Genomic DNA, 17,893 nt, shown 5'->3' with positions numbered 1-17,893 from the left:
AAAATGACCTTCCGCGTAACCCGGCGATCCGATGGACATTATCAACTTCCTGCTCGATGAGATTTATGAAGGTAGCTTCCCCGTCGCGGCGCGCGAGCGCCTGCTTTCGCACATCCGCGCGGCGCGCGACACGGTAAAGCTGCCGCGTAAAGCACACTGGGATGAAAAAGACGTGGTGCTGATCAGTTACGCTGACCAGTTCCGCGAACCCGAGCAGCCCACGCTCGCCAGCTTTACGCGCTTTTATCAGCAGCATCTGCAGTCCACCTTCAGCCTGGTGCATCTGCTGCCATTTTTCCCCTACTCGTCCGACGATGGCTTCTCGGTTATCGATTACCACAAAGTGAACCCGATTTGCGGTGACTGGCAGCACATCACGGCGCTGCACAGCGAAACCCGGCTGATGTTCGATTTCGTCTGTAACCACATGTCGGCGCACAGCGCGTGGTTTCGCCACTTTCTGGCGCAGGATGCCGGCTGGGACGACTTTTTTATCAGCATGCCGCCCGCCACCGATCTCAGTGCCGTGACGCGCCCGCGCACCTCACCGCTGCTGACGCCGTTTACCCTCGCTAACGGCGACACGCGCTTTATCTGGACCACCTTCAGCGCCGACCAAATCGATCTCAACTTCGCCAATCCGCAGGTGCTGATCCGCATGGTGGGCGTGCTGCTGGATTATCTCAATAAAGGCGCGGATTACGTGCGGCTGGACGCGGTAGGCTACATGTGGAAAACGCCGGGCACACGCTGTATCCATCTGACCAAAACCCATCAGCTGGTGAAGCTGTTTCGCGCCATCGCCAACGAAGTCGCGCCAGGTACGGTGATCGTGACCGAAACCAACGTGCCGCATCAGGATAACATCAGCTATTTCGGCAACGGCCACGACGAAGCGCAGATGGTTTACCAGTTTTCGTTGCCGCCGCTGGTGCTGCACGCCATTCACTCCGGCTCGGCGCGCGCGCTGCGCCAGTGGGCCAGCACGCTTGAGCCCGGTGATGGCGGCACCACCTTCTTCAATTTTCTCGCCTCGCACGACGGCATTGGCCTCAATCCGGCACGCGGAATTTTGTCGGAAGTCGAGATTGTGGCGCTGGTGCGTGAACTTGCGCTGGAGGGCGCGCTGGTCTCCTATAAAAACAACCCGGACGGCAGCACCAGCCCGTATGAAATCAACGTAACGTATCTGGATGCGCTCAATCACCAGACCGACGATGACGAGACGCGCCTGCGTCGCTTCCTGCTGGCGCACGCGATTCTGCTGGCCTTTCCCGGCGTGCCCGCCATCTATATTCAAAGTATTCTCGGCTCGCGCAATGACAACGAGGGCGTGCGCGCTGCCGGGCACAACCGCGCCATCAACCGTGAGAAGTACAGCCTGCGCGATATCGAACAGCAAATCAGCGGCGGCAACCCGCTGCGTCAGCAGGTGTTTGAGCGGCTTAGCGCGCTGATTCAGCTGCGCACCCGGCAGCCGGCGTTCCATCCGGACAATCCGATGACGCTGCTGGAGAGCGACAACGCGGTGCTGCTGCTGCGCCGTCACGCCGCGGACAGCGACGAAGGGTTACTGTGCGTGTTCAATCTCAGCAGCCGCGAGATCAGCACCACGCTGCCGCAGGCGCGCCCTTTTCAGGATGTGATCAGCGGGCAGCGCGTGGATGGCAGCCAGCCGCTGGTGCTGGCCGCCTGGCAGTTTATGTGGCTGCGTGGATGAACTGCTGCACCTGCTGGCAGAACGCCTCCGGGTGCGAAATAAACGGCGCGTGCGCGGCCTTCGCGATGACAACCGACTGCGAATGCGGCCAGCGCGCATCCAGCTGCGGCGCAATGCGGCGCGGCACCAGGCCATCCAGCGCGCCATAAATACGCAGGAACGGCAGCGTCAGCCCATCCAGTGCGCTGCGCAAATCATCGTGGCGCAGAATGTTCAATCCCCCTTCCAGTACCGCCACCGACGGCATTGGCTGCGACAGTACTACCTCTTTCAGCTGGCGCGCATCCTGGCGCGCATTTTCCGTACCCATGGTTTGCAGCGCGAGAAAACGCTCCACCGTGCGCTGGAAATCGCTGCTCAATTGCTGCTGGAACGTTGCCAGCGTCTCAGGCTGGATGCCCGGCCATTCATCCCGGGCGGTAAAGCACGGCGACGACGCCACGCTAATCAATGCCGCCACGCGATCGGGCTGGCTCAGCGCCAGCTGGCTGGCCACTAAGCCGCCCAGCGACCAGCCGAGCAGCACGGCGCGCGCTGGCAACTGCGGTAATAGCTGTTGCGCCATCTGCGCCAGGCTCAGCGGCTCAAATCCCTGGCTGCGGCCAAATCCCGGCAGGTCCACCAGGTGCAGACGAAAATGCGGGCTGAGTCGCGGAACAATGTGTTGCCACACTTCGGCGTTCAGTCCCCAGCCGTGCAGCAGCACAAGATCGCGATCGCCTGTGCCTGTGGTGTGCCAGTAAAGCGAACTCATCGGTTACACTCCCGAAAAGTGAAAAGGAGGTCGCTATGCTAGCAATCCCGGCCCTGTGTTGGCTATGCCGTCTGCCGCTGCGGATCGCCCGGCACGGCCTGTGCAGCGTATGTCTGCGTCAGCTACCGGCGCTGCCGGCGCTCTGTCCCTGCTGCGGACTGCCGGCCAGCGGCGATCAGCCGTGCGGGCGCTGTCTGCGCCGGCCGCCGCCGTGGCACGCTCTCACTTGCGTGAGTGATTATGTGCCGCCGCTGAGCGAATGGGTGCAGCAGCTCAAATTCTCGCGCGCAACCGCACTCAGGGTGATGCTGGCGCGGCTGCTTTTGTTAAAATTATTAACAAAGCGCCGCCAGCAGCCGTTGCCGCGTATCGATCTGGTGCTGAGCGTGCCGCTGCATCGCCGCCGCGCCTGGCAGCGTGGTTATAATCAGGCCGCGCTGCTGGCTAAACCGCTGGCGCGCTGGCTCGGCTGTGAATACCGCGAAGGGCTGCGCCGGGTGCGTCACGGTGCGGTGCAGCATGCGCTCAGCGCCCGCGCCCGGAAAAGTAATCTGCGTGGCGCGTTTCGCCTTGAAATGGCGGTGCGCGGACGCCACATCCTGCTTATCGATGATGTGGTGACCACCGGCAGCACGGTGGGGGAAATCAGCCGCTTATTACTGGCGCAGGGCGCGGCCAGCGTACACATAGGATGCCTGTGCCGTACCTTGTAGAGCGTCGGCGTTGGGCGTATTATAACCAGGTATTTTAGTCAACTATTGAGCAATCGCCATGATCCGTATTACTGATACTGCGCAAGAGCACTTCGCAAAACTGCTGTCAAAACAGGAAGATGGCACCCAGATTCGCGTATTCGTTATTAACCCGGGTACGCCAACCGCCGAGTGCGGCGTCTCCTACTGCCCGCCGGATGCGGTCGAAGCCACCGATACCGAACTGAAGTTCGACAAGCTGTCTGCGTATGTCGATGAGCTGAGCGCGCCGTACCTCGAAGATGCGGAAATCGACTTCGTGACCGATAACCTCGGCTCACAGCTCACGCTGAAAGCGCCGAACGCCAAGATGCGTAAAGTGTCGGATGATGCGCCGATGGTTGAGCGCGTGGAGTATCTGCTGCAGGCGCAGATCAACCCGCAGCTGGCCAGCCACGGCGGTCGCGTCTCGCTGATGGAGATCACCGACGAAGGCTATGCCATTCTGCAGTTCGGCGGCGGCTGTAACGGTTGCTCGATGATTGACGTGACGCTGAAAGACGGCATCGAGAAAGAGCTGCTGGCCGCCTTCCCTGAGCTGAAAGGCGTGCGCGATCTCACCGAGCATCAGCGCGGCGAGCACTCCTACTACTGATAGAAGATGCGGCAGCCACCCCGGCTGCCGCGTGTTTTACGGCTTCTTACGCCCTTCATTGACGATCGCCAGCAGCTGCTGCACTTTCCGGTAACTAAACAACTTCTCCAATGGTACGCGCAGTTTGCGCCGCCAGTTGGGGTATTCGGCTACCGTGCCCGGCACGTTGACCGGCGTCTCCATTCCCAGCCAGTCCTCCGGCTGCAGCCCCAGCAGGGCGCTGTCGGTGTACGCCAGAAAGCGGTGCACGCCCTGATTCAGCGCAGGCGTCAGACGCTGGCCGGCGCGGTTTTTGCTGCGCGCATCAATGGCTTGCGCCTCGCTCAGGGCGTTCAGCAACGCGGTTCTCTGCCGATCGCGGTCCGCGATGGCCGCCTTCAGCATGCTGCGTTTAGTAAACAGCCCCAGCTGCTCGCGCAATTGCAGATCGGCGGCATGCCAGAATCCACTCAGCGTCGGTAAATCATGGGTACTGGCACTGGCAATCGACTGGCGCGGATAGGCTGCCGGTGGCCGGAACTGCCCCTCCTCCCCGCACTCGAACATCAGCACCTTCCACGAAAAAATGCCGCGGTCGCGCAGCAGGCTGACGATCTCCTGCGGCACGGTGCCGAGATCTTCACCGATCACCATACAGCGCTGACGCTGACTCTCCAGCGCAAGGATCGCCAGCAGGTCGTGCACCGGATAGGCAACATACGCGCCTTTGTCGGCACCTTCGCCATAGGGAATCCACCACAAACGCAGTAGCGCCATCACGTGATCGATGCGCAGCGCCCCGCAATCGCGCATATTGGCGCGCAGCAGATCGATAAACGGCTGATAGCCCCGCGCGCGCAGCACATGTGGATCGAGCGGCGGCAGCGCCCAGTTTTGCCCGAGCGGGCCAAGCGGATCCGGTGGTGCACCCACCGATGCCCCCAGCTTATACAGCTGCGGATCCTGCCAGGTTTCCGCGCTGTGCTGTGCCACGCCAACCGCCAAGTCGCGATATAACCCGACCGCCATCCCCAGCTGCTGGCTACGCTGCCAGCAGGCGGCGAACTGCTGCTGCGCCAGCCACTGCAGCCAGCTCCAGAACAAAATGTCGTCCTCATGCTGCGCGCACCACTGCTGCACCTCCGGCTGCTGCGCCTGCTGCCAGCCTGACGGCCACTTTTCCCAGCCCCACTCATCGGGATGCTGCTGGCTGCGCGCCGCTACGATGGCGTCAAACGCCGCCTGGTAGCGCAGCGCATCGCCGCCTTCAGCCAGAAACTGCTGAAACGCCGGCTGCCGGGTCAGCTGCGGCTGTGCGTGCTGCCAGACAAAACGCAGCGCAGTCAGCTTGAGCGTCGTCACCGCGCGATAATCGACAAACGCTGCGCTGCGCGCCTGTTTTAGCGCTTTGCGCGTTGGCGCGCTGTGCCACCAGCGCTGGGCGGCGTCACTGTGGGTGAATTCGTCGATTTGATTGATGTCGATGTACAGCACGTTGAGCCAGCGGCGCGAGCTCGGGCTGTACGGGCTGACGTGATCCGGCTGCGCCGGATAGAGCGCATGCAGCGGGTTGAGACCGATGAAATCGCCGCCGTGAGCGGCGACCTGCTCCAGCATCTGCATCAGATCGCCAAAGTCGCCGATGCCCCAGTTACGCGCTGAGCGCAGCGTGTAGAGCTGCACCAGCGCGCCCCAGCGCTTCTCCCCCTGCGCCAGCGCTGGCGGCAGATAACAGCGCGCCGGTGCGATGATAATGCGCGTCTGCCACTGCTGGCGTGAAGTGCTCAGCGTGAGCTGATGGTAGCCCTCGGGCAGTTCTGCCGGCAGCGCCAGGCTTTCTCCCGCGCTCAGCGTGCCGTCATAGTGCTGCCCCTGCTCGCTCACCAGCTGCCAGCGGTAGTCGTCGCTGCCCTGCGGCGTCAGTTCAGGCAGTCCGGGCGGCGTGAACACCAGCACCGGCGGCAGCGGTGGCGCGTTGCCCGTCGGGGCGTCCATCAGCGCCATCAGCGCGCGTTTGGTGTCGTCGCTGATGGTCTGTGACTCACCTTTATTGTTGATAAAACTCAGTGCGATACCGGCATCCCGTGCAGCCTGATCCAGTTTCTTCATGGCCATGTTGTCTCCTTCGTTGCCGTGCGCACATTACGCATGCAGCGTCATTTTCCGGCGGCTCAGCGCGCCGCCTGCCAGATACGCTGTTGATAATCGCGAATCGAACGATCGGCACTGAAGCGGCCGGTATGCGCCGTGTTGAGAATCGCCGCTTTGGTCCACGCTTCCGGATCGCGCCACAGCGCTTCGACGCGCTGCTGCGCCGCGATATAAGCGGCGAAATCGGCCAGCACCAGCCACGGATCGCCCTGTTTGCTCAGGCTCTCCAGCAGCGGCGCAAATACCTGCCGGTCGCCGTCGCTGAATTTGCCCTTTTCCAGCTCCTTCAGCAAACCGTCGAGATAGCGATCGTGCTTGCGCAGTTTCTTCGGACTGTAACCGTCGGCCTTCAGTGCTTTTACCTCATCCACCGTGTTGCCAAAGATAAAGATATTTTTCTCACCGACCGCCTCGGCAATCTCCACGTTAGCCCCGTCCAGCGTGCCAATGGTCAGCGCGCCGTTGAGCGCCAGCTTCATGTTGCCGGTACCGGAGGCTTCGTAACCGGCCGTAGAGATCTGCTCCGAGAGATCGGCTGCCGGAATCATCAGCTCGGCGGCGGTAATCCGGTAATCCGGCACAAACACCACCTTCAGGCGATCGCCCACCAGCGGGTCGTTGTTGATCACCTCCGCGACTTTATTGATGGCACAGATGATGTTTTTTGCCAGCAAATAGCCGGGCGCCGCCTTGGCGCCAAACAGAAAGACGCGCGGCACGAAGTCGGGATTGTCCGGGTTATCGCGTAGCTGGCGATAGCAGTGCAGAATGTGCAGCAGACTGAGATGCTGGCGTTTGTATTCGTGCAGGCGCTTGATCTGCACATCAAATAGCGCGTCAGGATTGATATCAATGCCGGTCACGCGTTTGATGTACACCGTCAGCCGCAGTTTGTTTTGCTGCTTGATGGTGCGGAACTGCTGGCGAAAGCTTTTCTTCTTCGCCAGCGGCGCCAGCCATTCCAGCGCGTCGAGATCGTTGGCCCATTCCACCTGCAGGCTGTCGTCAATCAGCGCGGACAGCAGGGGATTGCACTGCTTCAGCCAGCGGCGCGGCGTAATGCCGTTGGTGACGTTATGAAACTTGTGTGGCCACAGCTGGTGATATTCCGGGAACAGATCGTTAACCACCAGCTGCGAGTGCAGCGCTGCCACACCGTTGACGGCGAAACAGCTCACCACGCACAGATTGGCCATGCGCACTTCGCCGTCGCTCACCACCGCCAGCTTGTGCCAGAGGGCGCTGTCATTCGGCCAGCGCTGTTTAACCTGCTGCTTCAGCTGGCGATTGATCTGTTTGATGATTTGCAGATGGCGCGGCAGCAGTTCGCGCAGCAGGCTCACCGGCCAGCGCTCCAGCGCCTCCGGCATCAGCGTATGGTTGGTATAGGCAAAGGTGCGGCTGGTAATGTGCCAGGCGTCGTCCCAGCTCAGGCCATGCTCATCCAGCAGCAGACGCAGCAGCTCCGGAATAGCGATGGTGGGATGGGTATCGTTGAGCTGAATCACTTCGAAATCCGCCAGCGTATGCAGCGCACGGCCCGCCAGCCGGTGACGACGCAGTATGTCGCTCACCGCGCAGGCGCACTGGAAATACTGCTGCATCAGCCGCAGACGTTTACCTGCCGCATGGTTGTCATTGGGATAGAGCACTTTGGTCAGCTTGTCGGCTTCAATGCCCGGCTGCTCCGCCTGCAGGAACTTCCCGGCGTTAAACAGCGTCAGGTCAAACGGCTGCGCGCTGGTGGCTTGCCACAGGCGCAGCGGCAGCGTGATGCCGTTGCGATAGCCGATTACCGGCAGATCCCAGGCCTGGCCGATCAGCTGCTGTGCCGGACGCCACTCGACGCTGCCGTCGTCGCGCTTTTTGACCTTACCGCCCAGCCCCACCGGCACATCCAGCGCGGCGTTGTGGCGGAACCACGGATAGCGATCGCGCTGCCAGTCATCCGGCGCTTCGTGCTGCTGTCCGGCCACAAACGACTGACGAAACAGACCGTACTGATAGTTGAGGCCGTGCCCCATCGCCGGCTGGCCGACCGTCGCCATCGCATCCATGTAGCAGGCCGCGAGCCGTCCCAGACCGCCATTGCCCAGCGCCGGATCGACCTCCTCCTCCAGCAGTTCATTCAGCTCAACCTCGTGCTCTGCCAGCGCGGCAGCCACCTCGTTATACCAGCCGAGATTGAGCAGGTTGTTACCGGTCAACCGGCCGGGCAGAAACTCCATCGAGAGATAATTAACGTGGCGCTGAGCGCTTTTCGGCGGCACGGGCGGCTGTGCGGCGAGCAGTTCCATCAGCGCCCGGCTGAGCGCCTGCCACCACTGATGCGGCGTCATCTGCCGGGCGGAAGTCAGTCCGAGCTGCTGCCACTGGCGGGTCAGCGCGGCGTCAAAGCGGGTTTTATTGAATTTTAGCGGCGACATAGTGCATCCCTTTGCATCCGAAACGGTAAACACGGGCAAGCGCAAATCTGAAAGAGTAAGTTAAGCCGGGGACGCTGAAAAAAGCGACAGGGAAATGAAGATGCAGTGAAAAAAGGCGTGCCGCTGCGGCCTGGTCGCCATCAATGGCGACCCTACAATAAGCGCGATGACCCAGGGTGCGGTTTGGTAACGATGGCCAGGTGCCTCACAGGGTGCGCATTGATGCGCACCTGGGAAATCAGCACAGCTCCAGATGCACTTCGTGCTGTTCAATCACCTTCAGTACGCTTAACGGCGGGGTTTGATCGGTATACAGGTAATCAATCAGGCTCATGTTGCCAAGGTTAACCATGGCGTTACGGCCAAACTTCGAGTGATCCACCACCAGCATCACGCAGCGCGAGTTTTCGATAATGGCGCGTTTGGTGCGCACTTCGTGATAGTCGAACTCCAGCAGCGAACCGTCCATATCAATACCGCTGATGCCGAGAATGCCGTAATCGAGCCGGAACTGAGAGATAAAATCGAGCGTGGCTTCTCCCATGATACCGCCGTCGCGCGTGCGCACTTCACCGCCGGCGATGATCACACGGAAATCCGGCTTGCCCATCAGCAAAATCGCCACGTTAAGGTTGTTGGTGACAATACGCAGATTGTTGTGGTTGAGCAGCGCATGCGCCACCGCTTCCGGCGTGGTGCCGATATCAATAAACAGCGTGGCGCCGTCCGGGATCTGGCTCGCCACGCGCTCGGCGATGCGTGCCTTTTCCGCCGACCACATCATTTTGCGATCCTGCCACGCGGTGTTTTCCGAGCTGGAAGGCAGCGCTGCGCCGCCGTGATGACGCTGAATTTTGTTTTGATCGGCCAGATCGTTCAGATCGCGCCGGATAGTCTGCGGGCTGACCTCAAAGTGATCCACCAGCTCTTCCGTACTGACATACCCCTGACGCCGGACCAGATCGATAATGGCGTCATGACGTTGCGTCTGCTTCACATCTCTCTCCTCGGCTCAAGGCCGTGTTCTTTTTATCCTGCTGCTAGCGACGTGCGCGTTTGCGCGTATCAACGAACGCCATTGCCAGCCCCACCAGCAAACCGGTGACGTGCGCAGCGTTCGCGATCGACAGGCCAAAGGCGCCGTACCAGCCAATCACCAGCCATACAATAGCGAAGCCAATCAGGCCGCGCTCGAGATAAATGCCACTTTCGGGATCGCGCTCGCCGCGCAGCCAGCAGTAGCCCATCAGCGCATAGACCACGCCGGACAGCCCGCCAAACAGCACGCCGCTGAACTTCGCCTGCATCCAGCCGCTCAGCAGCGCTGAAATCAGCATGATAACGAACAGTTTGCCGCTGCCGAGGCGCTTCTCTACCGCACCGCCGAGATACCACCACCACATCAGGTTGAACAGAATGTGCAGCAGCGAGAAGTGCAGCAGCGCGTGGCTGAACCAGCGCCACACCTGAAAATACTGGGAGGAATCCGCCGGCCAGGCCAGCCAGCTGAGTACCACATCGTCGCCGACAATCTGCATCAGGATAAACACCGCCACGCAGGCGATCATGATGGTCAGCGTGAGCGGACCCGCGCGTTCGCGAATGTTTGCCCAGATATTACCACGCTCATAACGCAGACCGCTGTCGGTGGTACCGCTGTGCCAGCTCGCCGCCTGATAGCGTGGATGGTTGGGATCGCGCACGAACTGCGCGAGTTCGTTTTCGACCATCTCCAGCTTGCTGTCGTCATCCAGCACAATGACACAGTGACTTTCGCGCTCAATGCGCAGCGTGACGCCACGCGTCGCCATGTAATCCACAAACGCCTGCGCCATGCGCGGCTGGTTAAACTGGGTGATGCGCATCGTGCGGTGCTCTCCTTCCTTTAATCGGTCAATCAGAGGCTGCCGGTGGCGACCTGCGTCGGAAACGCCGCGCGCCAGGCATCAAAACCGCCGTCGATGCTGTAGACGTCGCTAAAGCCCTGGCTTAACAGGAACTGCGCCGCGCCTTTACTGCTGTTACCGTGATAGCACATCACCAGCACCGGCTGGTCGTGCCGGGCGCCGGCAATGAACGTCGCCAGATTGTCATTGGTCAGATGTTGCGCACCGGTGGCATGGCCCATGGCGAAGCTTTGCGGATCGCGGATGTCTACCAGTTGCGCTCCCTGTGCCAGATGCTCGTTAGCCTGCAGGACGTTAATACACTCGAAGGTTTCCATGGGTCTCTCATTACCTCGTCATCAATTGGCGTTAGTTTACCCTGATAAGCCGCCGCTATAACCTGACAAATCCTGTGGATATGTGATTTTTTTCCTGCCGAAATGTTAGCTATATCACGCAAGAATGTTTTTATTGAGTTAAGCGCTGGCGTCAATGTTGGTTTCCGATTATTATTACGCTCGAAAACGAACATTTTAGAACTATTCCGAACATCGGAGGAGATGACGTGGAAACCAAAGACCTGATCGTGATCGGCGGCGGCATCAACGGTGCCGGCATTGCAGTGGACGCTGCAGGACGCGGCCTGTCAGTGCTGATGCTGGAGGCGCGGGATTTGGCCTGTGCAACCTCCTCTGCCAGTTCCAAGCTGATTCACGGTGGCCTGCGCTATCTGGAACATTACGAATTCCGTCTGGTGGGCGAAGCGCTGGCCGAACGTGAAGTGCTGCTGAAAATGGCGCCGCACATCGCCTTCCCGATGCGTTTCCGTCTGCCACACCGCCCGCATCTGCGTCCGGCGTGGATGATCCGCATGGGCCTGTTTATGTACGATCGCCTCGGTAAGCGCACTACGCTGCCAGGCAGTAAAGGTCTGCGTTTTGGCGCGGAATCGGCCCTGAAGCCTGAAATTACGCGCGGTTTCGAATATTCCGACTGCTGGGTGGACGATGCGCGCATGGTGGTGCTTAACGCGCAGGAAGTGGTGAAACAGGGCGGCGAAGTGCGCACCCGCACCCGCGTAACCCGCGCCTGGCGTGAAGCCGGCCTGTGGATGGTGGAAGCGGAAGACGTCGATACCGGCAAAACCTACACCTGGCGCGCCAAAGGGTTGGTTAACGCCGCCGGCCCCTGGGTGAAGCAGTTCTTTGACGATGGCCTGAAGCTGAAATCGCCGTACGGTATTCGCCTGATCAAAGGCAGCCATATTGTGGTGCCGCGCGTGCACACCGAAAAGCAGGCTTACATTCTGCAGAACGAAGATAACCGCATCGTGTTTGTGATTCCGTGGATGGATGAGTTTTCAATCATCGGTACCACCGACGTCGAATACAAAGGCGATCCGAAAAATGTCAAAATCGATGACAATGAAATCAGCTACCTGCTGAAGGTGTATAACGCGCACTTTAAAAAGCAGCTGACCAGCGACGATATCGTCTGGACCTACTCCGGCGTGCGTCCGCTGTGCGATGATGAATCCGATTCACCGCAGGCGATCACCCGTGATTACACGCTGGACGTGCACGATGACAACGGTCAGGCACCGCTGCTGTCCGTGTTCGGCGGCAAGCTGACCACCTATCGCAAGCTGGCGGAGCATGCGCTGGAGAAACTGGCGAAATACTACCCCGATGCCGGTCCGGCGTGGACCAAAAACGCCGTGCTGCCAGGCGGTGATTTCTCCGGTACGCGTGAAGATTACGCTGCCAGCCTGCGCCGTCGCTATCCGTTCATCAGCGAAGGCATGGCGCGTCACTTTGCCCGCACCTACGGCAGCCGTACTGAAGTGCTGCTGGAAGGCGCGAAGAGCCGTGAAGATCTGGGTGAAAACTTTGGCCACGAATTCTATGAAGCCGAACTGCGTTACCTGGTGAAACACGAGTGGGTGCGCGAGCTGGACGACGCCATCTGGCGCCGTACCAAGCAGGGTATGTGGCTGAGCGAAGCCGAACAGGCGCGCATCCGCGACTGGCTGGCGGAAAACGGCCAGAAACCGGCGCTGTCGCTGGCTTCGTAATCGCCTTAAGCATTGTCCTCAACCCCGCCACCGCGCGGGGTTTTTGTTTTTTCTCTTTTTGTGTCGGCGAGAGGTTATTCACACAAGGCACTGCACCAGATCAATTCTCACCGCTCCACTTACTGACTAAATAATCCGCGACCGGATTAACGGACTCGTCAGTGACAGGGAGTATCACGCATGGCTTTAGCAACTTTTCCGCTCAATATCTTCACCACACAGCGCATGTTTAATGACTATGGCGCTGACGATATGCGCTACGGCGATATCTGTGAACGCCGGATGAAAAACGAATTCGGCCTCACCCACATTTCCAATGTGGTCGACCCATGGAACATGACGCGGCTGCATCCCTTCCATAATCCCCAGTCGCGCTTTGCTGGTGCTTATGAGAAACCTGGCGAAAAGCTTTCACCGCTGGAGTGCGCCAGGCTGCTGTTTGCTGAGATGCAAACCACGTCATTACCTTTCGCGCTTGTTGGCCCGCAACGTTTCCTGATAAATAAGATGCTGGAGCATTTTATGCGCTCCAGCGGCCTGCCGTTTCGGGATTTGTCGCTGGATATGGCATATAAAGACAGAATTCTCAACGACAAGAGTGATAACAGCACTCGCCTGATCATTACGGACTTTCTGAATGCTAATCTCGACTACAAAAATGGATGTTTGCCTTCAACGAGCGTCTCTTTCCTGAAAAAAGAAATTGGCCGGACGATTCTCCCCAAATTCGACTCTCTCACAGACAGAATCAATGGGCTGGGCATAACGGTGCATGACGTGCATGCAACAAAGATAGATATAATGCATCTTACATTAGCGGGAAATCGCTGGAAGGCGAGACTTCGCTACCATGGACAGGATCATTTTGGCCTCGACATTGCTGATATTCACAAGGCAAAATTTCGCCAGTTTCAATTCTTTAAGATCTGGTTTATTCTGCAGCGTAGCGATAAATTTGGTTTTCGTCCGTTCCTGACAGACATGGAAGCAATAATAGATATTGAAGGAGGCGCCTGATGAAAATATTAATTCTAATAATTATATTTATCGGCGGTAGTTTACTCTTTTTTTATCCCATCTCTTCACCACCTGTCCATGTTATAGCGGTGCATCATTCTGATGGAATTACTGATATTCTTGTCAATGATCTTCCTCACTCTCAACAGAAAGCGATTGCATGGTGGCAAAGTAACAGGCGAACTATCCTGGCTGAGTATCAGATCCCCGCAATAGATAATGGTAACTTTAATAGTGTATCTTTTTTCAGATTTGGCAAAGGCTATCAGGAGCTGGAAAAAAAAGATCGCTTATGCTTTGAGGACATGGCACCGCCCCGAAATTGCATTGACAAATTACTATTAATGTCAGTATCCGTGACGCGTGAGAGAAATTTCCTCTATAGATTTCAGCAAGGTGTCTACATCGAAACGCCAGATGGCAAGGTGATTAAAAAAGAGCAACATTAATATAAAAAACCAATTACGCCGCTAGCAATACGCATACATACCGTAGCGGCGCAATTCATTGCGCTAACTGACCGTCAATCTTACAGCCCGGCATTGTCACGAATATATTTACGGGCTTTCACTGCATATTCGAATGGGTTAGCGATGGCCGGATCCTGTTCCGCTTCGACGACCATCCAGCCTTTATAGCCGTAATCATCGAGGATTTTGAATACCGGTTTGAAATCGATCACGCCATCGCCTGGTACGGTGAAGGTGCCTTTCTTCACTCCGTCGAGGAACGACAGCGAGTTTGCGCGCACCTCTGCCACCACGCTGTCACGCACATCCTTCAGATGCACGTGGAAAATACGCGGCAGATGTTGGGTCAGCACATCCAGCATCACCTGCTGTGATCCTTCGGAGTAGTAAATGTGGCCGGTGTCGTACAGCAGACCGACGTTATCGTGGGTCATTGCCATAAAACGGTCGATCTCGGCTGGCGTCTGAATGCCGGTGCCCATGTGATGATGCAGCGTTACGCGCATCCCTTTCTGCGCCGCAATCGCCGCCAGTTCGTTGTAACCTTCTGCCGTCAGGCGCCACTCTTCGTCAGTGAAAACCGGCTTCTGCTCCAGCACCGGCAGCGACGTGCCCTGAATGCTTTTGCTCTGTTCCGAGCAGCCAATCACGCGCGCGCCCATGGCATGCAGGAAGTTCATGTGGTTGATGAACTGATCGATGGTTTTCGCTTTGTCACCGTTGGCAAAAAAGGTACTAAACCAGGCGTTACAAATCTGCATACCGCGGATATCCAGCATCGGCTTCAGCACCGCCGGATCGCGCGGATACTTGCTGCCCACTTCGCTACCGGTGAAACCCGCCAGCGCCATCTCGCTGACCGTTTGCTGGAAAGTATTTTCGCTGCCGAGTTCCGGCATGTCGTCGTTGGTCCAGCCAATCGGCGCAATCGCCAGTTTGACGTTCTCTTGGTTCATTTTCAGCTCCCTGACACAGAGAGGCAGCGGTAATCCGCTGCCGTGGATAGGTTTAGCGCACGCGCCTGATTATTTCTGGTAAAACGCCGGACGCGGCGGCATGGCAACGGGCTCAATCGCGCCGCTGGTTTGCGCCTTCAGGCAGGCATCGGCAGCCACCGAGGCGGCAAAGCCATCCCAGGCAGAAGGCCCGCTCAGCTGGCCCGCTTTCACATCATTGATAAACGCCTGCAGCTCAACGTCGTAGGCGTCGATAAAGCGATCTTTCCAGTCGGTCAGCAGCGCGTTGCCAAGGCGGGCATCTTTGCGCATCTGAATGGCCGATGGCTCCGGCAGTCTGGCGATGCCCTCTTCGCCCACCACTTCACACTGAATGTCATAGCCGTACGCGCAGTTCACAAAGATCTCCACATCGATGCGGATGCCCTTCTGCGTTTCAAACAGTACGATCTGCGGATCTTTCAGCTTCGCGTGTGACTTTGAGGTCGTGCGCGGGAACACCACCTGCACGCTTTTGTAATCATCCTCGGTCAGCCAGCGCAGGACATCCAGCTCGTGAATCAGGGTGTTGGTGATGGCCATATCGGTGGTGTAATTCTCGCCGACGCTCTGATTACGGTGCGCGCAGTGCAGCATCAGCGGCTCGCCGATGTCACCGTCGGTGATCACCTTTTTCAGCGCGCGATAGCCGGCATCATACGGGCGCATAAAGCCTACCTGCACCAGACGTTTGCCGTGCGCGATCTCGGCGTCGACAATGCGACGGCAGCCCTCCGCGCTTAGCGCCAGCGGCTTCTCGCAGAACACCGGTTTCCCGGCGGCAATCGCGGCCAGCGTGAACTCTTCATGCGTCGGGTCCCACGAGGTCACCAGCACGGCATCCACTTCCGGCGAGTTAATTACCTGATGACCATCCTGATACACTTCGGCCTGGATATTCAGCCGCTGCAGCGCCGCGCGCGCACCTTCCACATTGATGTCTGAAACCGCCACCACTTTTGCGCCCTGCAGCACGTTGTTGCAGCGACGAATATGTTCCTGACCAATTGCGCCGGTACCGATTACACCGAGTTTGAGCGTCATAATTACACCTGTAGAGTCGGATAAGTAGGGTAAAACGGGCCGGGCAGCGCCGGCCTGAAAAGGGTTAGTACTTACGCGCCTGTTGAATATGCTGATTGAGCTTGTCGGCCACCTGCTGCGTCCGCTCTGAGGTGGAAGCCTGCGCCACGCCGACGTGCCACCAGCTGAAGTATTTGTGCACCATGGTTTTCGGCAGCACTTTGATGTCAATCAGGGTCGAAACCGTCTGCTGCTGCGCATCTTCCAGCGCCGCTTTCAGCTGCTCCAGCGTGGTGACACGGTAGGTTTTACAGCCGTAGCCGGCGGCTATCGCCGCGAAATCAACCGGCACGAAGCCGCCATCCAGCTTGCCGCCCTGCGGATTACGGAAGCGAAACTCGGTGTTGAAACTGTCCATGCCGTGTTCCATCTGCAGGTTGTTGATGCAGCCATTGGTCATGTTATCCAGCAGGATGACGTTGATTTTCGCCCCTTCCTGAATCGAGGTGACCAGCTCGGAGTGCAGCATCATGAACGAGCCGTCACCCACCATGGCGTAGACTTCGCGCTGCGGCTGTGCCAGCTTCACGCCCAGCGCGGCATTCACTTCGTAACCCATGCACGAGTAGCCGTACTCAACGTGATACGCGTTGTAATCTTTGGTGCGCCATACGCGCTGCAGGTCACCCGGCAGACTGCCGGCGGCGGCGACAATCACCGCATCCTTTGGCAGTTGTTCGTTTAAGGTGCCCAGCACGCTGCTCTGCGTCAGCACCGACTTTGTCAAACGCTCAAACTCGGCGAACAGCGCGGTGCGATCGATGTGGTCAGCGATTTCCGGAATAAAGTCGTCGGTGTTGAAAGTGGCGGCGTACACGCGCTGCGTCTCTTTCAGCAGCTTGCTCTGCGCCTGTTCAACCTGGCCACCCCAGTGATTCTCAAAGCCGTTCAGTCCGGCTTCCAGCGCGGTTAATCCTTCGCGTGCATCCGCCAGCAGCTGCACGCCATCCAGCTTGTAGCTGTCGAAGTTGTTGACGTTAATGTTGAGGTAGCTGATTTCCGGATGCTGGAAAATCCATTTTGAAGCCGTGGTGAAATCGGTATAGCGCGTACCAATACCGATCACCAGATCGGCCTCTTTGGCCAGCAGGTTCGCCGCCAGACAGCCGGTTTCACCCACGCCGCCCACGTTCAGCGGATGGTCGGAAACGATGGTGCCTTTGCCGGCCTGCGTTTCGGCAAACGGAATATTGAAACGCTCGGCAAAGCTCAGCAGCGCCTGACCGGCATCGGAGTATTTCACGCCGCCACCCACTACAATCAGCGGCTTGTGCTTACGCGCAATCAATGCCAGCGCCGCGTCCAGCTGGGCCGCCGTCGGCAGACGCCGGTCAAGCAAGTGCACGCGTTTCTGGAAGAAGTATTCCGGGAAATCCCAGGCTTCGCCCTGCACATCCTGCGGCAGCGCCAGCGTTACCGCCCCGGTTTCCGCCGGATCGGTCAGCACGCGCAGCGCATTGATACAGGCGGTCATCAGCTGTTCCGGACGGCTCACGCGGTCCCAGTATTTACTCACTGCGCGGAAGGCATCGTTGGTGCTGATGCTGAGATCGTGACTCTGCTCGATTTGCTGCAGCACCGGGTCCGGCTGGCGCGTGGCGAACACATCACCCGGCAGCAGCAGCAGTGGAATCCGATTGGCTGTTGCCGTGGCTGCCGCGGTAATCATGTTGGCGGCACCCGGTCCGACGGAAGAGGTACAGGCAATGATTTGACGGCGCAGCGACTGCCGGGCAAAACCGATGGCAGCGTGCGCCATACCCTGCTCGTTACGGCCCTGATACACCTGTAAATCGCCACTGTCCTGCTCCAGTGCCTGGCCGAGGCCGAGCACATTGCCGTGGCCGAAAATAGCAAAGATGCCGTGCACGAATTTGGTTTCAACGCCGTCAACGTTCAGGTACTGGTTATCCAGAAATTTCACCAGCGCCTGTGCGGTAGTCAGTCTGATAGTGCCCATATGCTTCTTCCTTTACATGTGGTACCCGCTC

Annotated in this window: 15 protein-coding genes; 6 read left to right on the top strand and 9 right to left on the bottom strand. The window is 58.6% G+C overall.

Features of this window, described 5'->3' with window-relative positions:
* The first annotated feature begins 31 nt into the window (after positions 1–31).
* Positions 32–1,720, top strand: coding sequence for an alpha-amylase family glycosyl hydrolase (locus tag AC6I7J_RS01280; protein ID WP_059011199.1), 1,689 nt, complete (start codon positions 32–34; stop codon positions 1,718–1,720).
* Here the strand turns inward: AC6I7J_RS01280 and bioH are convergent.
* Positions 1,701–2,474, bottom strand: a complete 774-nt coding sequence (gene bioH, locus AC6I7J_RS01275) for a pimeloyl-ACP methyl ester esterase BioH (RefSeq protein ID WP_141496745.1) — start codon at positions 2,472–2,474, stop codon at positions 1,701–1,703. The genes AC6I7J_RS01280 and bioH overlap by 20 nt on opposite strands.
* Before the next feature lie 35 nt (positions 2,475–2,509).
* On the opposite strand from bioH, the gene gntX reads away from it, so the two are divergent.
* Together gntX and nfuA are read left to right on the top strand one after the other, a co-directional pair.
* Positions 2,510–3,187 carry a DNA utilization protein GntX gene (gene gntX, locus AC6I7J_RS01270; RefSeq protein WP_059011196.1) on the top strand — a complete coding sequence of 226 codons (678 nt, stop codon included), beginning with the start codon at positions 2,510–2,512 and terminating at the stop codon, positions 3,185–3,187.
* A 58-nt stretch (positions 3,188–3,245) separates the two neighbouring features.
* Positions 3,246–3,821 carry a Fe-S biogenesis protein NfuA gene (gene nfuA / locus AC6I7J_RS01265; protein ID WP_021507402.1) on the top strand — a complete coding sequence of 192 codons (576 nt, stop codon included), beginning with the start codon at positions 3,246–3,248 and terminating at the stop codon, positions 3,819–3,821.
* A 36-nt stretch (positions 3,822–3,857) separates the two neighbouring features.
* On the opposite strand, the gene malQ is transcribed toward nfuA, so the two are convergent.
* The 5 genes from malQ to glpE all read right to left on the bottom strand — a co-directional run bounded on the left by malQ (position 3,858) and on the right by glpE (position 10,601).
* Positions 3,858–5,915 (bottom strand): 4-alpha-glucanotransferase, encoded by a 2,058-nt coding sequence (gene malQ / locus AC6I7J_RS01260; RefSeq protein WP_498006583.1) that lies wholly within the window; start codon positions 5,913–5,915, stop codon positions 3,858–3,860.
* Positions 5,916–5,971: 56 nt separating this feature from the next.
* Entirely contained in the window at positions 5,972–8,377 is a 2,406-nt protein-coding gene (malP, locus tag AC6I7J_RS01255; RefSeq protein WP_498006581.1) for a maltodextrin phosphorylase, read from the bottom strand.
* Between the two features lie 238 nt (positions 8,378–8,615).
* Positions 8,616–9,374, bottom strand: a complete 759-nt coding sequence (locus AC6I7J_RS01250; RefSeq protein WP_058759319.1) for a DeoR/GlpR family transcriptional regulator — start codon at positions 9,372–9,374, stop codon at positions 8,616–8,618.
* Between the two features lie 43 nt (positions 9,375–9,417).
* Positions 9,418–10,242 carry a rhomboid family intramembrane serine protease GlpG gene (gene glpG, locus AC6I7J_RS01245; protein WP_088517946.1) on the bottom strand — a complete coding sequence of 275 codons (825 nt, stop codon included), beginning with the start codon at positions 10,240–10,242 and terminating at the stop codon, positions 9,418–9,420.
* Between the two features lie 32 nt (positions 10,243–10,274).
* On the bottom strand, positions 10,275–10,601 hold the full coding sequence (glpE, locus tag AC6I7J_RS01240) for a thiosulfate sulfurtransferase GlpE (protein WP_021313438.1): 327 nt from the start codon (positions 10,599–10,601) through the stop codon (positions 10,275–10,277).
* 227 nt (positions 10,602–10,828) lie between these two features.
* Here glpE and glpD point away from each other — a divergent pair, with 227 nt between their 5' ends.
* The 3 genes from glpD to AC6I7J_RS01225 all read left to right on the top strand — a co-directional run bounded on the left by glpD (position 10,829) and on the right by AC6I7J_RS01225 (position 13,803).
* Positions 10,829–12,337, top strand: a complete 1,509-nt coding sequence (gene glpD, locus AC6I7J_RS01235; protein WP_058759321.1) for a glycerol-3-phosphate dehydrogenase — start codon at positions 10,829–10,831, stop codon at positions 12,335–12,337.
* A 180-nt stretch (positions 12,338–12,517) separates the two neighbouring features.
* Complete coding sequence (locus AC6I7J_RS01230) at positions 12,518–13,354, top strand: DUF3289 family protein (RefSeq protein WP_088516548.1); 837 nt, start codon at positions 12,518–12,520, stop codon at positions 13,352–13,354.
* Entirely contained in the window at positions 13,354–13,803 is a 450-nt protein-coding gene (locus AC6I7J_RS01225; RefSeq protein WP_125309883.1) for a DUF943 family protein, read from the top strand. The genes AC6I7J_RS01230 and AC6I7J_RS01225 overlap by 1 nt, the downstream gene beginning before the upstream one ends.
* Positions 13,804–13,883: 80 nt before the next feature.
* Here the strand turns inward: AC6I7J_RS01225 and iolE are convergent, their stop codons facing one another.
* The 3 genes from iolE to iolD all read right to left on the bottom strand — a co-directional run bounded on the left by iolE (position 13,884) and on the right by iolD (position 17,862).
* Positions 13,884–14,780, bottom strand: a complete 897-nt coding sequence (iolE, locus tag AC6I7J_RS01220; RefSeq protein WP_211727642.1) for a myo-inosose-2 dehydratase — start codon at positions 14,778–14,780, stop codon at positions 13,884–13,886.
* Positions 14,781–14,849: 69 nt separating this feature from the next.
* Entirely contained in the window at positions 14,850–15,863 is a 1,014-nt protein-coding gene (gene iolG, locus AC6I7J_RS01215; RefSeq protein WP_021507394.1) for a bifunctional inositol 2-dehydrogenase/D-chiro-inositol 1-dehydrogenase, read from the bottom strand.
* Positions 15,864–15,927: 64 nt separating this feature from the next.
* A complete protein-coding gene (gene iolD / locus AC6I7J_RS01210; RefSeq protein WP_498006578.1) occupies positions 15,928–17,862 on the bottom strand; it encodes a 3D-(3,5/4)-trihydroxycyclohexane-1,2-dione acylhydrolase (decyclizing) in 1,935 nt (644 codons plus the stop codon).
* Between the last annotated feature and the right edge of the window lie 31 nt (positions 17,863–17,893).

It is taken from the genome of Type-C symbiont of Plautia stali, assembly GCF_059730935.1.
Note: the sequence above shows the minus strand (reverse complement) of the source record. Positions and strands in the feature narration are given on the sequence as shown.